The 17234-nt window shown below is 32.1% G+C and carries 16 protein-coding genes; all 16 read left to right on the top strand.

Annotated features, from left to right (window positions below):
* Position 1 precedes the first annotated feature (1 nt).
* From leuC to sucD, 16 genes are read left to right on the top strand one after another with little or no spacing between them, the layout of a single operon-like run.
* The gene (leuC, locus tag ABXT56_RS06310; RefSeq protein ID WP_415299862.1) at positions 2-1405 is read left to right on the top strand and encodes a 3-isopropylmalate dehydratase large subunit; all 1404 of its coding nucleotides are present in this window, start codon (positions 2-4) and stop codon (positions 1403-1405) included.
* 1 nt (position 1406) lies between these two features.
* Positions 1407-2012 carry a 3-isopropylmalate dehydratase small subunit gene (leuD, locus tag ABXT56_RS06305; protein ID WP_415299861.1) on the top strand — a complete coding sequence of 202 codons (606 nt, stop codon included), beginning with the start codon at positions 1407-1409 and terminating at the stop codon, positions 2010-2012.
* Complete coding sequence (gene leuB, locus ABXT56_RS06300; protein ID WP_415299860.1) at positions 2005-3111, top strand: 3-isopropylmalate dehydrogenase; 1107 nt, start codon at positions 2005-2007, stop codon at positions 3109-3111. The genes leuD and leuB overlap by 8 nt, the downstream gene beginning before the upstream one ends.
* A gap of 26 nt (positions 3112-3137) precedes the next feature.
* A complete protein-coding gene (locus ABXT56_RS06295) occupies positions 3138-4901 on the top strand; it encodes an acyl-CoA dehydrogenase family protein (protein WP_415299859.1) in 1764 nt (587 codons plus the stop codon).
* 1 nt (position 4902) lies between these two features.
* The gene (locus ABXT56_RS06290; protein ID WP_415299858.1) at positions 4903-6531 is read left to right on the top strand and encodes an acyl-CoA synthetase; all 1629 of its coding nucleotides are present in this window, start codon (positions 4903-4905) and stop codon (positions 6529-6531) included.
* A complete protein-coding gene (locus ABXT56_RS06285) occupies positions 6528-7304 on the top strand; it encodes an alpha/beta fold hydrolase (RefSeq protein WP_415299857.1) in 777 nt (258 codons plus the stop codon). The genes ABXT56_RS06290 and ABXT56_RS06285 overlap by 4 nt, the downstream gene beginning before the upstream one ends.
* The gene (locus ABXT56_RS06280) at positions 7301-8410 is read left to right on the top strand and encodes a dimethylsulfoniopropionate demethylase (protein ID WP_415299856.1); all 1110 of its coding nucleotides are present in this window, start codon (positions 7301-7303) and stop codon (positions 8408-8410) included. Before ABXT56_RS06285 ends, ABXT56_RS06280 begins: the two co-directional genes overlap by 4 nt.
* 20 nt (positions 8411-8430) lie before the next feature.
* Positions 8431-9432, top strand: a complete 1002-nt coding sequence (locus ABXT56_RS06275; RefSeq protein WP_415299855.1) for an aspartate-semialdehyde dehydrogenase — start codon at positions 8431-8433, stop codon at positions 9430-9432.
* Entirely contained in the window at positions 9425-9808 is a 384-nt protein-coding gene (gene sdhC, locus ABXT56_RS06270) for a succinate dehydrogenase, cytochrome b556 subunit (protein ID WP_415299854.1), read from the top strand. The genes ABXT56_RS06275 and sdhC overlap by 8 nt, the downstream gene beginning before the upstream one ends.
* The gene (gene sdhD / locus ABXT56_RS06265) at positions 9809-10135 is read left to right on the top strand and encodes a succinate dehydrogenase, hydrophobic membrane anchor protein (RefSeq protein ID WP_415299853.1); all 327 of its coding nucleotides are present in this window, start codon (positions 9809-9811) and stop codon (positions 10133-10135) included.
* Positions 10135-11910, top strand: coding sequence for a succinate dehydrogenase flavoprotein subunit (sdhA, locus tag ABXT56_RS06260; protein ID WP_415299852.1), 1776 nt, complete (start codon positions 10135-10137; stop codon positions 11908-11910). The genes sdhD and sdhA overlap by 1 nt, the downstream gene beginning before the upstream one ends.
* Positions 11910-12683 (top strand): succinate dehydrogenase iron-sulfur subunit, encoded by a 774-nt coding sequence (locus tag ABXT56_RS06255; protein ID WP_415299851.1) that lies wholly within the window; start codon positions 11910-11912, stop codon positions 12681-12683. Before sdhA ends, ABXT56_RS06255 begins: the two co-directional genes overlap by 1 nt.
* 24 nt (positions 12684-12707) lie before the next feature.
* Positions 12708-14201, top strand: a complete 1494-nt coding sequence (locus ABXT56_RS06250; protein WP_415299850.1) for a CoA-acylating methylmalonate-semialdehyde dehydrogenase — start codon at positions 12708-12710, stop codon at positions 14199-14201.
* Positions 14202-14209: 8 nt separating this feature from the next.
* Positions 14210-15172 (top strand): malate dehydrogenase, encoded by a 963-nt coding sequence (gene mdh / locus ABXT56_RS06245; protein ID WP_415299849.1) that lies wholly within the window; start codon positions 14210-14212, stop codon positions 15170-15172.
* Positions 15172-16332, top strand: a complete 1161-nt coding sequence (sucC, locus tag ABXT56_RS06240) for an ADP-forming succinate--CoA ligase subunit beta (protein ID WP_415299848.1) — start codon at positions 15172-15174, stop codon at positions 16330-16332. Before mdh ends, sucC begins: the two co-directional genes overlap by 1 nt.
* A gap of 1 nt (position 16333) precedes the next feature.
* Positions 16334-17209: a succinate--CoA ligase subunit alpha gene (gene sucD, locus ABXT56_RS06235; RefSeq protein WP_415299847.1), complete on the top strand. Its 876-nt coding sequence runs from the start codon at positions 16334-16336 to the stop codon at positions 17207-17209.
* The last annotated feature ends 25 nt before the right edge of the window (positions 17210-17234 follow it).

Genomic DNA, 17234 nt, shown 5'->3' with positions numbered 1-17234 from the left:
AATGCCTTTAACCCTTTACGATAAAATTTGGAATGATCATTTAGTTGATCAACAAGATGATGGTACAGCACTATTGTTTGTAGATCGACATTTAGTCCATGAAGTGACAAGCCCACAAGCTTTTGAAGGATTAAGAAATTCCAACAGAAAAGTCAGACAACCCAGTTTAACACTAGCAGTTGCAGATCATAACGTTCCAACTACTGATAGATCTAAAGGAATAGCAGATCAAGAATCTAAAATTCAGGTAGATACTTTGGAAAATAATTGTAAAGAATTTGGAGTTCAATACTTAGGAATGGATGACAAGAGACAAGGAATTGTTCATATAATTGGTCCTGAACAAGGTTTTACTCAGCCAGGAACTATAATTGTTTGTGGAGATAGTCATACAGCAACACATGGTGCATTTGGTGCTTTAGCTTTTGGGATTGGAACCTCAGAAGTAGAACACGTTCTAGCAACGCAAACATTAGTTCAAAAAAAAGCAAAAAATTTTAGAATTAATGTTAATGGAAAACTTCGTATTGGAGTCACTTCCAAAGATGTAATTTTACAGATTATTGGAAACATTGGGACTGCAGGAGGAACGGGATCTGTTATTGAGTATGCAGGTAGTTTGATATCATCTTTAAGCGTAGAGCAGAGAATGACAATTTGTAATATGACTATTGAAGGAGGAGCAAGAGCAGGACTAATAGCTCCAGATGAAAAAATATTTGAGTATTTAAAAGGTAAACCAATGTCTCCAAAAAATAAAAATTGGGACAAAGCTATGAAATATTGGGAAAACTTAAAAACTGATAATGGAGCAAAATTTCATAAAGAAATTAATATAGTTGCTGAAGATATTTTACCTATGATCACTTGGGGAACTTCTCCTCAAGATGTAATCACAATCGATGGCAAAGTTCCAAATCCTAAAAATGAACAAGATGAAGATAAAAAAAATTCTATAGAAAGATCATTAAATTACATGGGGCTAAAAGCTGATACATTAGCTACCGATATTAAAATTGACAAAGTCTTCATAGGAAGTTGTACAAATGGTAGAATTGAAGATCTAAGAGAAGCTGCAAAAATATTAAAAGACAAAAAGAAAGCGTCACACGTGCATGCAATGGTTGTTCCAGGCTCAGGTTTAGTTAAAGAACAAGCAGAACAGGAAGGCTTAGACAAAATATTTATAGAATCTGGTTTTGAATGGAGAGAGCCTGGTTGTTCTATGTGTCTTGCAATGAATGCAGATAAATTAAAACCACAAGAAAGATGTGCCTCGACCTCAAATAGAAATTTTGAAGGAAGACAAGGCAGAGGTGGACGAACACATTTAGTAAGCCCTGGAATGGCAGCAGCAGCAGCAATTTCTGGAAACCTAGATGATGTAAGAAAGTATCAAAATTAAAATGCAAAAATTTAACTCACTTACAAGTATCCCAGCATATTTACCAATAGTAAATATTGATACAGATATGATTATTCCAAAACAGTTTCTTAAAACAATAAAAAGAACAGGGTTAGGAAAAAATTTATTTTTTGAAATGAGATATGATGAAAATGGAAATGAGGTTAAAGACTTTATTCTTAATAAAGAACCTCACAATCAATCAAAAATATTGATTGCAGGAAAAAACTTTGGTTGTGGTTCATCAAGGGAGCATGCTCCTTGGGCACTTTTAGATTTTGGAATTACATGTGTGATAAGCTCAAGTTATGCTGATATTTTTTACAGTAACTGTTTTAAAAATGGAATTTTACCAATTATTTTACCAGAAGAAAAAATTAAAGAATTATCAGAATATTCAAAAAGAAAAGAAGAGATATCAATAGATTTAAAAGAAGAAAAAATTATTTTTGGAAATAGTGAAATCAAATTTGATGTTGATCCATTTAAGAAAAATTGTTTATTAGAAGGACTTGACGATATTGCACTTTCATTGGCTAAAAAAGAAAAAATTGATAATTTTGAGGAAAATTTAAAAAATAACAAACCATGGATATTTAATGATTAAAGTTAAAAAAAGAAAAATTTTACTTTTACCGGGTGATGGTATTGGACCTGAAGTTATTCAAGAAGTAAAAAAAGTTATTCAATGGTTTAATTCAAATAAATCTTTAGATTTTGAAATTGATCAAGACTTAGCTGGTGGTTGTTCTTATGATAAACATGGATCACCAATTACAGATGAGGTTTTTTACAAAGCTCTAGAAAGTGAGGTTGTAATGTTAGGTGCTGTTGGTGGCCCTAAATGGGATGATTTAGATTTTTCAAAAAAACCTGAAAGAGCTCTATTAAAATTAAGAAAAGAATTAAAATTATTTGCAAATTTAAGACCAGCAATTTGTTTTGAGCAACTAGTAGATGCATCAACTCTAAAACCAGAAATTGTTTCAGGTTTAGACATAATGATTGTTAGAGAATTAACAGGTGGAATTTATTTTGGAGAACCAAGAGGAATTAAACCAATAGAAAATGGTGAAAGAAAAGGGATTAATACTCACTCTTATACAACGAGTGAAATAGTCAGAGTAGCTAAGGTAGCTTTTGATTTAGCTAAGAAAAGATCTAATAAAGTTACTTCTTGTGAAAAATCAAATGTAATGGAAGCAGGACAACTTTGGAAAGAAGAGGTTCAAGAGCTTCATGACAAAGAATATAAAGACGTTGAGTTAATTCATATGCTTGCAGATAACTGTGCAATGCAATTATTAAGAAATCCAAAACAATTTGATGTCATTGTTACCGATAATTTATTTGGAGACATGCTTTCAGACCAAGCCTCAATGTTAACTGGTTCCCTAGGCTTACTTCCATCCGCTTCACTTGGAGCAAAAAATAAAGAAGGTGAGATGAGAGCGATGTATGAACCTATTCATGGATCAGCCCCAGATATAGCTGGCAAAGATATTGCTAATCCGATTGCATCAATTTTAAGTTTTGCAATGGCATTAAGATACTCATTAGATCTAGATAATGAGGCAGATACTTTAGAAAAAGCTGTTCAAGATGTATTAAACGATGGCCTTAGAACTAAAGATATTATTTCTGAAGGAAAAAAAGAAGCATCAACATCAGCTATGGGTGATGCGATAATTTCAAAATTGCAATAATTAATTATTTATCCTAAAGTTCCCAGATGCCAAATTATACTGCACCAGTAGAAGATATGATGTTTCTTTTTGATAAATTAAGAAATAACAAAGATTATAATGATCTTGAAAAATATAAAGAAGTTAACTCAGAACTAGTAAAAGATATTTTAGAAGAAGCTGCTAAGATTAATCAAAATCTAATATTGCCATTAGCAAAATCAGGTGATGAAAATCCTACAGTTCTAGAGAATGGAGTAGTGAGAACACCTCCTGGTTATAAAGAAGCGTATTTAAAATATATTGAAGATGGATGGACCTCACTTTCATGTGATCCCAAATATGGTGGACAAGGAATGCCAAAAACTGTAAGTGCTTTTTTTGATGAAATGTTATCATCTGCAAGTCTATCATTTAAGCTCTATAGTGAACTAAGTATAGGTGCGTACAATTGTATTTCTCACCATGCCACAGATGAAATAAAGGAAAAATATCTTCCAAAAATGGTTGAAGGTAAATGGAGTGGCACAATGTGTCTAACAGAACCAGTTTGTGGAACAGATTTAGGTCTTTTAAAAACGAAGGCAGTAGAACAGTCAGATGGAACTTTTAAATTAAGTGGACAGAAAATTTTTATTACTTCAGGTGATCAAGATTTAACAGAAAATATCATTCATTTAGTTATTGCAAGAGCAGCTGACTCTCCAGCAGGGACAAAAGGAATAAGTTTATTTTTAGTACCTAAATTTTTTGTAAATGAGGATAGATCTATTGGAGCTAGAAATGGAGTGTCCACAGGATCTATAGAAAGTAAGATGGGAATTAAAGGCTCTGCTACTTGTGTATTAAATTTTGATGATGCAACTGGTTATATGATTGGATCAAAAAATAAAGGGTTAAATGCAATGTTTACTATGATGAATTTAGAGAGAATTGTTGTTGGAATTCAAGGCTTGGGAATTTCTGAAATTGCGTATCAAAATTCTTTAAGCTATGCAAAAGAAAGAAAACAAGGAAAAACAAATAATACGAAATCAACCAATGGTGCTGATTTTATAATTGAGCATGCTGATATTAGAAAATCTTTGTTAAATATGAAATCTATAATTGAAGGTGAACGAGCTTTATGTTTTTGGTTATCTCAACAAACAGAAGTTAGCCTTTACCATCCTGATGAAAAAATAAAGCAGGAAGCTTCAGACCTTGTTTCTTTAATGACGCCTGTAGTTAAAACGATGTTTAGTGATATGGGAATGGAAATAACAAGTGACGCAATGCAGGTTCATGGTGGTTATGGATATACAAAAGATCAAGGAATAGAACAATTATATAGAGATAATAGAATTACCCCAATCTATGAGGGAACCAATTCTATTCAAGCAGCAGATTTAGTTTTCAGAAAATTGGTAAATAAAAATGGTGATATAATTAACAAATATATCGAAATGGTCAAAAATGACTGTGATAGTGAAAATGAAAAATTAAAACCTTTTACGGATGATTTAAAAATGAATTTAGAAATTTTATCTAAATTTACATCTTGGATTAAGGAAAAAATAGAAAACTCAAAAGACGACGCAAGTGCAGCATGTAATGACTATTTAAAAGCATTAGGATTTATCTCTATAGCTCATGCATGGATAAAAGTTTTAGAAGTTAGTTTTAAAGATTATGAACAAAATAAAGACTTTTACGAAGATAAGATACAAACAGCAAATTTTTATTTTAAAAGAGTTTTACCAAGAGCTGAAAGTCATTTTAAAACTGCTACATCAGGAAGTGACTATATAATGAATTTCAAATTTAATTAATATGAGTCATTATGATAAAAATTTAGATAAAAATGAGGCTAACTACGTTCCATTATCGCCTTTAACATTTATAGAAAGAACAAAAGATATATATCCAAATTATGAAGCCATAGTTTATGAAAGTAGATCGTATACCTGGCAAGAAGTTTATAAAAGATGTGTTAAGTTTGCGAGTGCATTAGGTAAATTAGGTGTGAAAACTGGTGATACAGTTTCAATAATGGCTTTTAATACGCCAGAAATTTTTGAAGCTCATTATTCAATACCTATGGTTGGTGCAGTAATCAATGCAATCAATACAAGATTAGATCCAAGTACAGTGAGTTATATTTTAGAACATAGTGATGCAAAAGTTTTAATTGTGGACAGACAATTTCATGAAGTGATTACTAAAGCTTTAAAGAATGTCAAAAATAAAATTACTATTATTGATATAGATGATAAAGATATAGACACAAGTAGCTTTAAAAAAATTGGTGAATTAGAATATGAAAATTTTCTAAATAGTGGAGATGAAAATTATGAATGGAAAAAACCAAAAGATGAATGGCAAGCGATTTCACTAGGATACACCTCTGGAACAACAGGTAACCCTAAGGGCGTTGTTTATCATCATAGAGGGTCATATTTAATGGCAACCGGAAGTACTCAGGCATGGAATATGCCTAATAGACTAAATTTTTTATGTGTTGTGCCAATGTTTCATTGTAATGGATGGTGCTATCCATGGACGCTTTCAATGTTACATGCAAGAATTATTTGCCTTAGAAATATTGATACAAAAAAAATGTTTCAGTTAATTGATAAATATGACGTAACTCATTTTGGAGGGGCACCAATAGTTTTAAATATGATAGTTAATACCCCTAAAGAAGATCAAAAAAAATTAAAGAGAAAAGTGAATGTTTTGACTGCAGGTGCACCACCACCAAGTATTATTTTTGAAAAAATGGAGAATTTAGGGTTTGAAGTCATGCATGTATATGGACTAACAGAAACTTATGGACATATGTTGCAGTGCGCATGGAATGAAGAATGGAATGAATTAGATAAAGATAAAAAAAATGAAATTAAAGCAAGACAAGGAGTTAGATATCCTAATACTGAAGGTGCTGTGGTTATGGATCCTGAGACAATGAAACCTGTGCCAAAAGATGGAAAAACTATGGGTGAAATTATGATTAGAGGAAACATTGTAATGAAGGGATATTATAAAGATAAAGAAGCAACCGATAAAGCTATGTCCGGTGGGTGGTTTCACTCTGGAGATTTAGCTGTAACCCATCCTGATGGATATATAAAAATTCAAGATAGATCTAAAGATATTATTATTTCAGGAGGAGAAAATATTTCTTCAATTGAAATTGAAAATGCAATAGCAAAACATCCATCTGTATCATTAGCTGCAGTCGTTGCTAAACCAGATGAAAAATGGGGTGAAACACCATGTGCATTTGTTGAATTAATTAAAGATAAACCAGTGACGGAAAAAGAAATAATAGATTTTTGCAGAGAAACGTTGGCAGGATTTAAACTTCCCAAGAGTGTTATTTTTTGTGATTTACCAAAAACTTCAACAGGAAAAATCCAAAAATTTGAGCTTAGAAAAAAAATCAAGGATCAAATTTGATCTTTCAAGTAGATAACAAGAATGTCTTTGCATCAGATGCAGGGCAAGGTATTGATAAAAATAAAGAAACAATAATCTTTCTTCATGGAAGTGGGCTCTCACATATTGTTTGGTCATTAACAGAGCAGTATTTATCAAATCAAAATTATAATGTTTTAGCAATTGACATACCAGGTCATGGAAATTCTGAAGGTGATTGTTTAAAATCAATAGAAGAAATTTCAGATTGGTTAGAAAAGTTTTTTAATCAACTTAATATTTCTGAATTAACAATAATAGGTCATTCTCAAGGGAGTTTGGAAGCATTGGAATATTCGTCAAGGTATTCAAAAAGAGTTAAAAATTTAATATTTGTTGGTGGCTCTTATAGAATGCCTGTTAATCAAGATTTAATAGATCTTGCTGAGAGTGGAGATGATAAGGCAGTTCAATTAATGATGAAATGGAGCTATGAGAACTCTAAAAAATTTATTGGGGGCAATCCTGTAGAAAAAATTATTAATTCCCCAAAGGATATTAGAGAAATTTTAGCCACCGATCTTATAGCTTGTAATAATTATAAAAATGGATCTGAGGCATTAAAGTCAATCAATTGTCCCACATTATTTATTTTTGGTGAGTTAGATAAGATGGTTAACCTTGAAAAAGGTAAGAAATTTGCTGAACTTATTCCTAATTCAAAGACACATATAATAAAAGATTGTGGACATATGATTATGTTTGAAAAAGCTTTTGAAATGAGAGAAAAGATCTCTGAATTTTTAAAAAAATGAAAAACTTTTCAATAGCAAAATCTAGAAGATTAAGAAGCACTCCCTATACCTCAAGAATAGAGAAACAAGGAGTTACAGCATATACAATTTATAATCATATGTTATTGCCAGCTGCTTTTGGCTCAATTGAAGATAGCTACAGGCATTTAAAAGAACATGTCCAGGTTTGGGATGTTGCTGCTGAAAGACAAGTAGAAATATCAGGAAAAGACTCCGCTGAATTAGTGCAATTGATGACATGTCGAGATCTATCAAAATCTAAAATTGGCAGATGTTATTATTGCCCAATAATAGATGAAAATGGAAATTTAGTTAATGATCCAGTTGTTTTAAAACTAGATGAAAATAAATGGTGGATATCAATAGCAGACTCAGATGTAATTTTTTTTGCTAAAGGATTGGCTTCAGGACATAAATTTGATGTTAAAATTATAGAACCAATAGTTGATATAATGGCAATACAAGGTCCAAAATCATTTGGATTAATGGAAAAAGTTTTTGGAAAAAAAATTACTGAACTAAAATTCTTTGGATTTGATTATTTTGATTTTGAGGGTACCAAACATTTAATAGCAAGATCAGGATGGTCTAAGCAAGGCGGATATGAAGTTTATGTCCAAAATACAGATTCTGGTCAAAAATTATATGATCATCTTTTTGAAATGGGAAAAGAATTTAAAGTAGGACCTGGATGTCCTAACTTAATAGAAAGAATTGAGAGTGCTCTACTATCTTATGGTAATGACTTTGATAACAACGACAACCCATTTGAATGTGGTTTTGATCAGTATGTTAGCTTAAATAGTGATATAAAATTTTTAGGGAAAGAAAAATTAAAAGAGGTAAAATTAAAAGGACCTAAAAAGAAGTTAATGGGAATTAAAATCGACATAAAAGAAATTAGTCTTACTGGTTCAAAAAATTTATATGATGACAATAACAATATAATTGGTGAATTAAGATCAGCTTGTTATTCACCTCATTTTCAAATGGTTATTGGAATAGCAATGATCAAGAAGCCTCATTGGGAAGTGTCTCAAAGCTTTAAAATTCAGATAAACGATAATACCTTTAACGGAAACGTTTGTGATTTACCCTTCATCTAGTATAAAAGTTAAATAATATCATGAATATAGCAATTGTAGGAGCCACAGGTAACGTTGGAAGAAAAATGCTCGAAGTACTAGAGCAGAAAAAAATTCTAATTGATAAATTATTTTTAGTAGCTTCTTCAAGAAGTGTTGGTCAAAAAATAAATTTTAATGGAAAGGAGCATGAAGTTTATAACTTAGAGACATACGATTTCTCAAAAGCTGAAATTACATTTTTTGCAGCTGGTGGAAAAATATCAGAAAAATATGCAGAGAAAGCATCAAAACATACAACAATAATTGATAATTCTAGCTTTTTTAGAATGGATAAGGATGTTCCTTTAATTGTTCCTCAAGTAAATCCAGAAGCAATTAACGTTTTAAAAAAAAATATTATTGCTAATCCAAACTGCTCTACAGCACAATTAGTAATAGCTCTAAAACCGTTACATGATGAATTTAATATAAAAAGAGTGGTTATATCAACTTATCAATCTGTATCTGGTGGTGGTAAAGCACCAATGGATGAATTGATTGAGCAAACTAAATTATCATTAGATAAGTATAAAATAAATTCTAAAAATTTTACTAAACAAATTGCATTTAATGCTATTCCACACATAGATGTTTTTGCAGATGACGGTTATACAAAAGAAGAATTAAAGATGGTTAATGAAACAAAGAAGATTCTTGACGACACGATTGAACTAACAGCAACATGTGTAAGAATTCCAGTATTAGTTTCTCACGCCGAGTCAGTTAATATTGAATTTGAAAAACCATTTAGTTTAGAAAAAATACACTCTTTATTAAATGTTGCAGAAGGGTGTGAAGTATATGATAAAAGAGAAGACGGAGGTTATATAACACCTTTAGAGGCAGAAGGTAAAAATGAAACTTATATTTCTCGTATTAGGGAAGATAAAACAAAAAAGAATACAATTAATATGTGGATAGTCTCAGATAACTTATTAAGAGGTGCTGCATTGAATTCAGTTGAAATAGCTGAGCTATTAATTAAAAAAAATAATGGATAATAATAACCCTCTATCACCACATATTCAAATTTATAGATGGCATATATCATCTTTGGTTTCTATCTCTCACAGAATTACAGGGATAGTTAATATATTAGCAATAACAGCAATTTGTTTGTGGATCTTTTCGTTATTATTGGGAGAATCTAACTACGATCTAACAAAATTTTTTTTACAATCTATTTTTGGAAAATTTATTATTATTTGTTTAACTTGGTCATTTAGTTTTCAAACATTGAGTGAAATAAGACACCTAGTGATGGATCTTGGTTATGGATTTGAACTAAAGACTACAAAGATTACAGGTTTAGCGGTCATTTTTGGATCTATTTTTTTTACAATTATATTTTATCTATTAGGAAAAAATTTTATTTAAATGAATTCTGTAACAAAAAAATGGCTGTTTATGAAAATTAGTTCAGCAATTCTAGTACCTTTAATGATTTGGTTTATTGTAAATCTAATTTCAATTTTTGATAAAGATTATACTGAGGTTGTAAATTTTTTAACTACTCAGCCTTCTAAAATTTTAGTTTCTCTAACACTAGTATTTGCTTACTTTTTCTCAGCTTTAAGTATTAGTGAGGTGTTTGAAGACTATATTCAAGACGAAAAAATCAAAAATGCCGCAAACAAAGCACTTAATATTTTTGCTATAATAATGCCATTAATAACAATTATTGTAATATTTAATTTAAACTAATGAGTTCATACAAAATAATAGACCATGAATACGATGTAATAGTGCTTGGAGCGGGTGGCTCTGGCTTGCGGGCTGCTGTTGGTTTAAGTGAGGCAGGATTAAAAACTGCATGTATATCAAAAGTATTTCCAACAAGAAGTCATACTTCTGCTGCTCAAGGAGGTATCTCGGCATCTTTAGGAAATATGGGTGAAGATGATTGGCGTTGGCACATGTACGATACTGTTAAAGGTGCCGATTGGTTAGGTGATCAGGATAGTATTGAGTATCTTTGTAAAGAAGCTCCTGCAGCAGTTATTGAATTAGAAAAATATGGAGTTCCATTTAGCAGAACAGAAGATGGAAAAATTTATCAAAGACCTTTTGGGGGAATGACAAAAAATTATGGTAATGGAATAGTGCAGAGAACTTGTGCAGCGGCTGATAGAACTGGACATGCAATTCTTCATACACTTTATGGACAAGCACTTAAGCATAACACAGAATTTTTTATAGAATATTTTGCACTAGATCTATTAATGAAAGACGGTGAATGTAAGGGGTTAATAGCTTGGAATTTAAATGATGGTACAATTCATAGGTTTAGAGCTCATGCAACTATAATTGCCACTGGTGGATATGGTAAAGTTTATTATTCTGCAACATCGGCTCACACATGCACAGGCGATGGAAATGCAATGGTTTTAAGAGCTGGACTTCCGTTACAAGATATGGAGTTTGTTCAATTTCATCCTACAGGAATTTATGGTCATGGTACTTTAATTTCAGAAGGTGTTAGAGGAGAAGGTGGATACCTTATTAACTCCAAAGGAGAAAGATTTATGGAGAGGTATGCTCCTAATGCAAAAGATTTAGCATCTCGAGATGTAGTGAGCAGATCAATGTCTATTGAAATTAACGAAGGAAGAGGCGTAGGTAAGGATCAAGATCATGTTCTTTTAAATTTAAGTCACTTAGACAAAAAAGTAATTGCCGAAAGACTTCCAGGAATTTCTGATGCAGCAAGATTATTTGCTAATGTTGATGTAACAAAAGAACCAATACCTGTTGTTCCAACTGTTCATTACAATATGGGGGGAATCCCAACAAATTATAAAGCTGAGGTCCTAACAGTTGATGGTTCTGAAAAAACCGTACCAGGACTAATGGCGATTGGTGAAGCAGCATGTGTTTCTGTTCATGGAGCTAATAGATTGGGTTCTAATTCTTTAATAGATTTAGTTGTATTTGGAAGGGCTGCTGCAAAAAGAGCTGCAGAGCTAGTCAAGCCAGGAACTCCTCATGAAGATATAGGAGAGTCTGAAACAGAAAAATGTTTGGAACGATTTGATAAACTTAGAAATTCTAATGGAGAAAATAGTACAGCAGAATTGAGACTTGCCATGCAAAAAACTATGCAATCAAAATGTGCAGTCTTTAGAACAGAAAAAACTCTTAAAGAAGGTGTTTCCGAAATCAGAAAAACATATGATGCTATGGGGTCAATTTCTGTTAAAGATAAATCACTTGTTTTTAATACTGATTTAGTTGAAACATTGGAATTTGATAATTTAATAAGACAGGCAATCACCACAGTAGACTCTGCTTATAATAGACAAGAGAGTAGAGGGGCACATGCTAGAGAAGATTTCCCTAAAAGAGATGATGAAAAATTTATGCAACATACTATTGCTTGGTGTAATGGAAAAGATACAAAAATTGGTTACAGACCAGTTCATAAAACAACTTTAACAAATGAAGTTCAATATTTCCCTCCACAAGAGCGGGTATATTAATGGTTCAAATAAATTTACCTAAAGACTCAGAAGTTAAAAAAGGCATTTATTATAAAGACAAAACTGGTTCCAAAAATATTAGAAAAGTAAATGTATATAGGTGGGACCCTAGTTCAGGTGAAAACCCAAGAGTAGATTCGTATGAGGTTGATATGGATAATTGTCCTTCAAAAGTTTTAGATATTCTAAATAAAATCAAAAATGAAATTGACCCATCGTTAGCTTATAGAAGATCGTGTGCTCATGGTGTTTGTGGTTCATGTGCAATGAATATGGATGGCAAAAATGGTTTAGCGTGTACCAAGCCTCATGCAGAAATAGATGGAGATATTAATATTTATCCATTGCCTCATTTAAAAGTTAAGAGAGATCTAATAGGTGATTTAAGTGGGCTATATAAACAGTATGAGTCAATTGAACCTTGGCTGAAAACAAATCAAAAAGTTGAAACTACTGAAATATTACAAACGAAAGAAGATAGGGTAAAATTGGATGGTGCCTATGAGTGTATTATGTGTGCATGTTGCTCAACATCCTGCCCAAGTTATTGGTGGAATGGTGATAAATATTTGGGCCCTGCAGTTTTACTTCAGGCCTATAGATGGATTGTAGACAGTAGAGATGATGAAAGAAAAAAGAGATTAAAAAAAGTAGCTGATGAACTTAAGTTATACAGATGTCATACTATTATGAATTGTACTAGCGCATGTCCAAAAGGACTAAATCCAGCAAAAGCTATAGCTGAATTGAAAAAAATGCTTGCAACAAGCTAATTACCCCTTTAAATAAAAGCATTCATGAATTTATTAGAACATTTTGTTGGCGGAAAGCTAATTTCAGGCTCATCTGATAGAAAAAGTAAAATTTTTAACCCCGCAACAGGCGAACAAGAATCAGAAGTAAGATTAGCTAGCAAGAATGATCTTGATCAAGCTGTAGAGGTGGCTCAAAAAGCTTTTGAAACGTGGTCATTAAAACCCGCACTTCAAAGAGCAAGAGTAATGTTTAAATTTAAAGAATTAATAGAAAAGAATGCTGATGAACTTACAAAACTAATAGTGTCAGAGCATGGCAAGGTTTACGAAGATGCCAAGGGTTCTTTAACAAGGGGTTTAGAAGTTGTTGAGTTTGCCTGCGGAATTCCAAATTTGCTTAAAGGAGAATTTTCAGAAAATGTAGGGACAAATGTGGATAGCTGGTCAATGCGTCAGCCTCTTGGAGTTGTTGCTGGTATTACACCATTTAATTTTCCAGCAATGGTACCTATGTGGATGTTCCCTTTAGCTATTGCATGTGGAAATACATTTATTTTAAAACCATCAGAAAAAGACCCTTCCTGTCCACTAAGATTAGCTGAATTGCTAACAGAAGCTGGACTGCCAGATGGAGTTTTTAATGTTGTAAATGGAGATAAAGAATCAGTTGATGCAATTTTAACAAACAAAGATGTTAAAGCTGTAAGTTTTGTAGGCTCAACATCAATTGCAAAATATATTTATGAAAATTCTGCAAAAAATGAAAAAAGAGTTCAAGCTTTAGGTGGTGCAAAAAACCATTTGGTTGTAATGCCTGACTGCGATCTTGATGGTGCAGTAAATGGATTAATGGGTGCAGCATATGGATCGGCCGGAGAAAGGTGTATGGCTCAATCAGTTGCTGTAGCCGTAGGAGATATAGGTGATGAATTAGTTGATCGTTTATCAAAAAAAGCTGAAGCATTAAAAGTAGGACCAGGTATGGACAAAACATCTGAGATGGGTCCGTTAGTTACCAAAGAACATTTAGAAAAAGTAAAAGGTTATGTTGATCTGGGTGTTGAAGAGGGTGCTAAATTGATTGTGGATGGAAGAAACATAAAACTTCAAGGATATGAAAATGGTTTTTTTATAGGTGGTTGTTTATTTGATCACGTTAAAAAAGAAATGAGAATTTACAAAGAAGAAATATTTGGCCCAGTCTTATCAGTTATAAGAGTTAAAACTTTTGAGGAAGCAACAAAACTAATTAATGATCATGAATATGGTAATGGAGTAAGCATTTATACAAGAGATGGTGATGCTGGTAGAACGTTTGCTAGCAAAATTCAAGTTGGTATGGTTGGAATTAATGTTCCAATACCAGTACCAATGGCATTCCATAGTTTTGGTGGATGGAAAAGATCTTTATTTGGAGATAGTGCCATGCACGGAGCTGAAGGAATTAAATTTTATACAAAACTTAAAACAGTAACATCAAGATGGCCATCTGGAATTAGATCTAATGCAGAATTTGTCATGCCAACAATGAAATAAGGAAAAAAATGAAAAAAATATCTTTAATAGGAGCTGGTCAAATTGGAGGCACTTTAGCTCACTTAATTGGAACAAAAGAAGTAGCTAATGAAGTAGTTCTTTTCGATGTAGCAAGTGGCATAGCCAAAGGTAAAGCTTTGGATATTGCTCAATCTTCTTCTGTTGATGGTTTTAGTGTAAAATTTTCAGGAACAGATAATTATGATGACATTAAAGGATCTGACGTAATAATTATTACCGCAGGAGTTCCAAGAAAACCAGGAATGAGTAGAGACGACTTATTAGGTATTAATTTAAAAATTATTAAACAAGTAGCTGAAGGCATTAAAAAAAATGCACCTGATGCATTCATTATATGTATTACAAATCCACTAGATGTTATGGTAATGGCATTTCAGAAATTTTCAGGACTACCAGCAAATAAAATAGTTGGAATGGCAGGAATTTTAGATAGCTCGAGATTTAAATTATTTCTATCAGAAGAGTTAAATGTTCCAGTAAAAGAAATAGATGCAATGGTAATGGGTGGTCACGGAGACACAATGGTTCCAATGCCAAGATTTACAAAAGTTTCAGGAAAACCACTATTAGATATAGTTAAAGAAGGAAAGTTATCTTTAGAAAGACTAGAAGAAATTAACCAAAGGACAAGAGACGGTGGTGCTGAAATTGTTAAATATTTAGAAAAAGGATCTGCATTTTATGCTCCTGCAGCATCAGGTGTACAAATGGCAGAAGCATATCTAAAAGATGAAAAAAAGTTATTACCATGTGCAATTCAATTAAATGGAGAGTATGGAGTAAGCAATGTTTATGCTGGTGTACCAGTAATAATTGGGAAAAATGGTGTTGAAAAAATAGAACAGATAGATTTAGATGAAAAAGAAAAAAAAGAATTTATGCACTCAATCGATGCTGTCAAGGCTCTTTGGAAAGCGGCATCTAAGATAGATCCAGATCTTTCCAAATAATGAATATTCACGAACATCAAGCTAAACAAATTTTAAAAAAATATGGAGCAGTAGTTCCTGAAGGAATTTTTGCCTTGAATGTCGAAGAGTTAGTGGAAAAAGCAAAATCACTGAAAACAGAAAAATTTGTATTAAAAGCCCAAATTCATGCAGGTGGAAGAGGAAAAGCAGGAGGTGTTAAAATTTTAAACACTATAGAAGAATTAGCTATAGCAGCAAAAGAGTTGTTTGGTAAAATTCTTGTAACTCACCAAACTGGTCCTGAAGGTAGAGAAGTTAAAAGATTATATGTTGAAGAGTCTTCAAATATAGAAAAGGAATTTTATTTATCCTGTTTAATTGATAGATCTAGTTCAAAAATTGCATTTATATCAAGTGATCAAGGTGGAATGGATATTGAAGAGGTAGCCAATAAAACACCTAAAAAAATTATAACAACAAAAGTAGAAATTGCTGATGAGATTTCAGACACAGTTTGTGAAGAAATAATAAAAATATTTAATCTAACTGATGATGCAAAAAAACAAGCAATATCCTTGATTAAATCATTATTTAAGATGTTTATTGGTACAGATGCGAATATGGTTGAGGTCAACCCATTGATATTAACCAAAGAAAAAAAAATTGTATGTCTAGATGCAAAAGTAAATTTTGACTCTAATGCTTTATTTAAACATCCAGAAATTATGAAGCTAAGAGATTTAAATGAAGAAGATCCTACAGAAATAGAAGCAAGCAAGCATGATCTTGCATATATAAAATTAGATGGAAGTATTGGTTGTATGGTTAATGGTGCTGGACTTGCAATGGCAACTATGGACATTATTAAATTATATGGAAAAGAACCAGCAAACTTTTTAGATGTTGGTGGTGGAGCTTCAAAAGAAAAAGTTTCTGCAGCTTTAAAAATAATTCTTTCAGATAAAAATGTTAAAGGTATATTAATAAACATTTTTGGTGGAATAATGAGATGTGATGTCCTTGCCCAAGGCGTTGTTGATGCTGCCAAAGAAATAAATATAGGTGTTCCATTAGTAGTTAGACTTGCAGGAACTAACTTTAAAGAAGGAAAAGAAATTTTAGATAATTCAGGATTAAAATTAATTTCAGCAGAAAATTTAGATGATGCTGCACAAAAAATAGTAGAGGCTATAAAATAATATGTCTGTTTTAATTAACAAAAACACAAAAGTTATATGCCAAGGATTTACAGGAAAACATGGTGAATTTCATTCTAAACAAGCAATAGAATATGGAACTAATCTTGTTGGAGGAGTAACTCCCAAAAAAGGAGGTCAAAAACATCTTGATCGTCCAGTATTTAATACTGTAGCTGAAGCTAAAAAAGAAGTTGGTGCTGATGCAACTATGATTTATGTGCCAGCAAAATTTGCTGGAGCAGCAATAATTGAGGCTATAGATGCATCGATCAAACTCATTGTATGTGTAACAGAAGGCATACCAATTCAAGATATGCTAAGAGTTAAACAAAAATTACTTAATTCAAAAAGCAGATTGATAGGACCTAATTGTCCGGGAATAATTACTCCTGACGAATGTAAGATTGGAATTATGCCTGGAAATATTCACAAGAAAGGCTCTGTGGGGATCGTTTCAAGATCTGGAACTTTAACTTACGAAGCAGTTGCACAAACAACCGAAAATGGATTAGGACAATCTACTTGTATAGGAATTGGTGGAGATCCAATAAACGGAACGAACTTTATTGACTGTTTAGATTTATTTTTAAATGATGATGAGACAGAATCTATTCTTATGATAGGTGAAATTGGTGGCTCTGCAGAAGAAGAAGCAGCTGAATTTGTTAAAAACCATAAAATAAAAAAACCTATGGTTGGATTTGTAGCTGGAATAACAGCACCACCAGGAAGAAGAATGGGGCACGCTGGAGCTATAATATCAGGTGGAAAAGGTGGTGCTCAAGATAAGATTAAAAAGATGGAAGAATGTGGAATTACCATAGCCAAATCGCCATCTGAATTAGGCAAAACATTATTTAATAAATTATCTAATTGAAAAATAATTTTCAGATATTATATCA

It is taken from the genome of Candidatus Pelagibacter sp. Uisw_134_02 (assembly GCF_047720265.1).
Taxonomy (GTDB): domain Bacteria; phylum Pseudomonadota; class Alphaproteobacteria; order Pelagibacterales; family Pelagibacteraceae; genus Pelagibacter.
Note: the sequence above shows the minus strand (reverse complement) of the source record. Positions and strands in the feature narration are given on the sequence as shown.

What these genes read in the sequence shown, in the direction of transcription:
- ABXT56_RS06255 (WP_415299851.1), top strand. Translation starts at nt 11,910, where the DNA reads ATGGTTCAAATAAATTTACCTAAAGACTCAGAAGTTAAAAAAGGCATT.
- sdhA (WP_415299852.1), top strand. Translation starts at nt 10,135, where the DNA reads ATGAGTTCATACAAAATAATAGACCATGAATACGATGTAATAGTGCTT.
- leuD (WP_415299861.1), top strand. Translation starts at nt 1,407, where the DNA reads ATGCAAAAATTTAACTCACTTACAAGTATCCCAGCATATTTACCAATA.
- mdh (WP_415299849.1), top strand. Translation starts at nt 14,210, where the DNA reads ATGAAAAAAATATCTTTAATAGGAGCTGGTCAAATTGGAGGCACTTTA.
- leuB (WP_415299860.1), top strand. Translation starts at nt 2,005, where the DNA reads ATGATTAAAGTTAAAAAAAGAAAAATTTTACTTTTACCGGGTGATGGT.
- ABXT56_RS06250 (WP_415299850.1), top strand. Translation starts at nt 12,708, where the DNA reads ATGAATTTATTAGAACATTTTGTTGGCGGAAAGCTAATTTCAGGCTCA.
- sdhC (WP_415299854.1), top strand. Translation starts at nt 9,425, where the DNA reads ATGGATAATAATAACCCTCTATCACCACATATTCAAATTTATAGATGG.
- sucC (WP_415299848.1), top strand. Translation starts at nt 15,172, where the DNA reads ATGAATATTCACGAACATCAAGCTAAACAAATTTTAAAAAAATATGGA.
- ABXT56_RS06295 (WP_415299859.1), top strand. Translation starts at nt 3,138, where the DNA reads ATGCCAAATTATACTGCACCAGTAGAAGATATGATGTTTCTTTTTGAT.
- sdhD (WP_415299853.1), top strand. Translation starts at nt 9,809, where the DNA reads ATGAATTCTGTAACAAAAAAATGGCTGTTTATGAAAATTAGTTCAGCA.
- ABXT56_RS06290 (WP_415299858.1), top strand. Translation starts at nt 4,903, where the DNA reads ATGAGTCATTATGATAAAAATTTAGATAAAAATGAGGCTAACTACGTT.
- leuC (WP_415299862.1), top strand. Translation starts at nt 2, where the DNA reads ATGCCTTTAACCCTTTACGATAAAATTTGGAATGATCATTTAGTTGAT.
- ABXT56_RS06280 (WP_415299856.1), top strand. Translation starts at nt 7,301, where the DNA reads ATGAAAAACTTTTCAATAGCAAAATCTAGAAGATTAAGAAGCACTCCC.
- sucD (WP_415299847.1), top strand. Translation starts at nt 16,334, where the DNA reads ATGTCTGTTTTAATTAACAAAAACACAAAAGTTATATGCCAAGGATTT.
- ABXT56_RS06275 (WP_415299855.1), top strand. Translation starts at nt 8,431, where the DNA reads ATGAATATAGCAATTGTAGGAGCCACAGGTAACGTTGGAAGAAAAATG.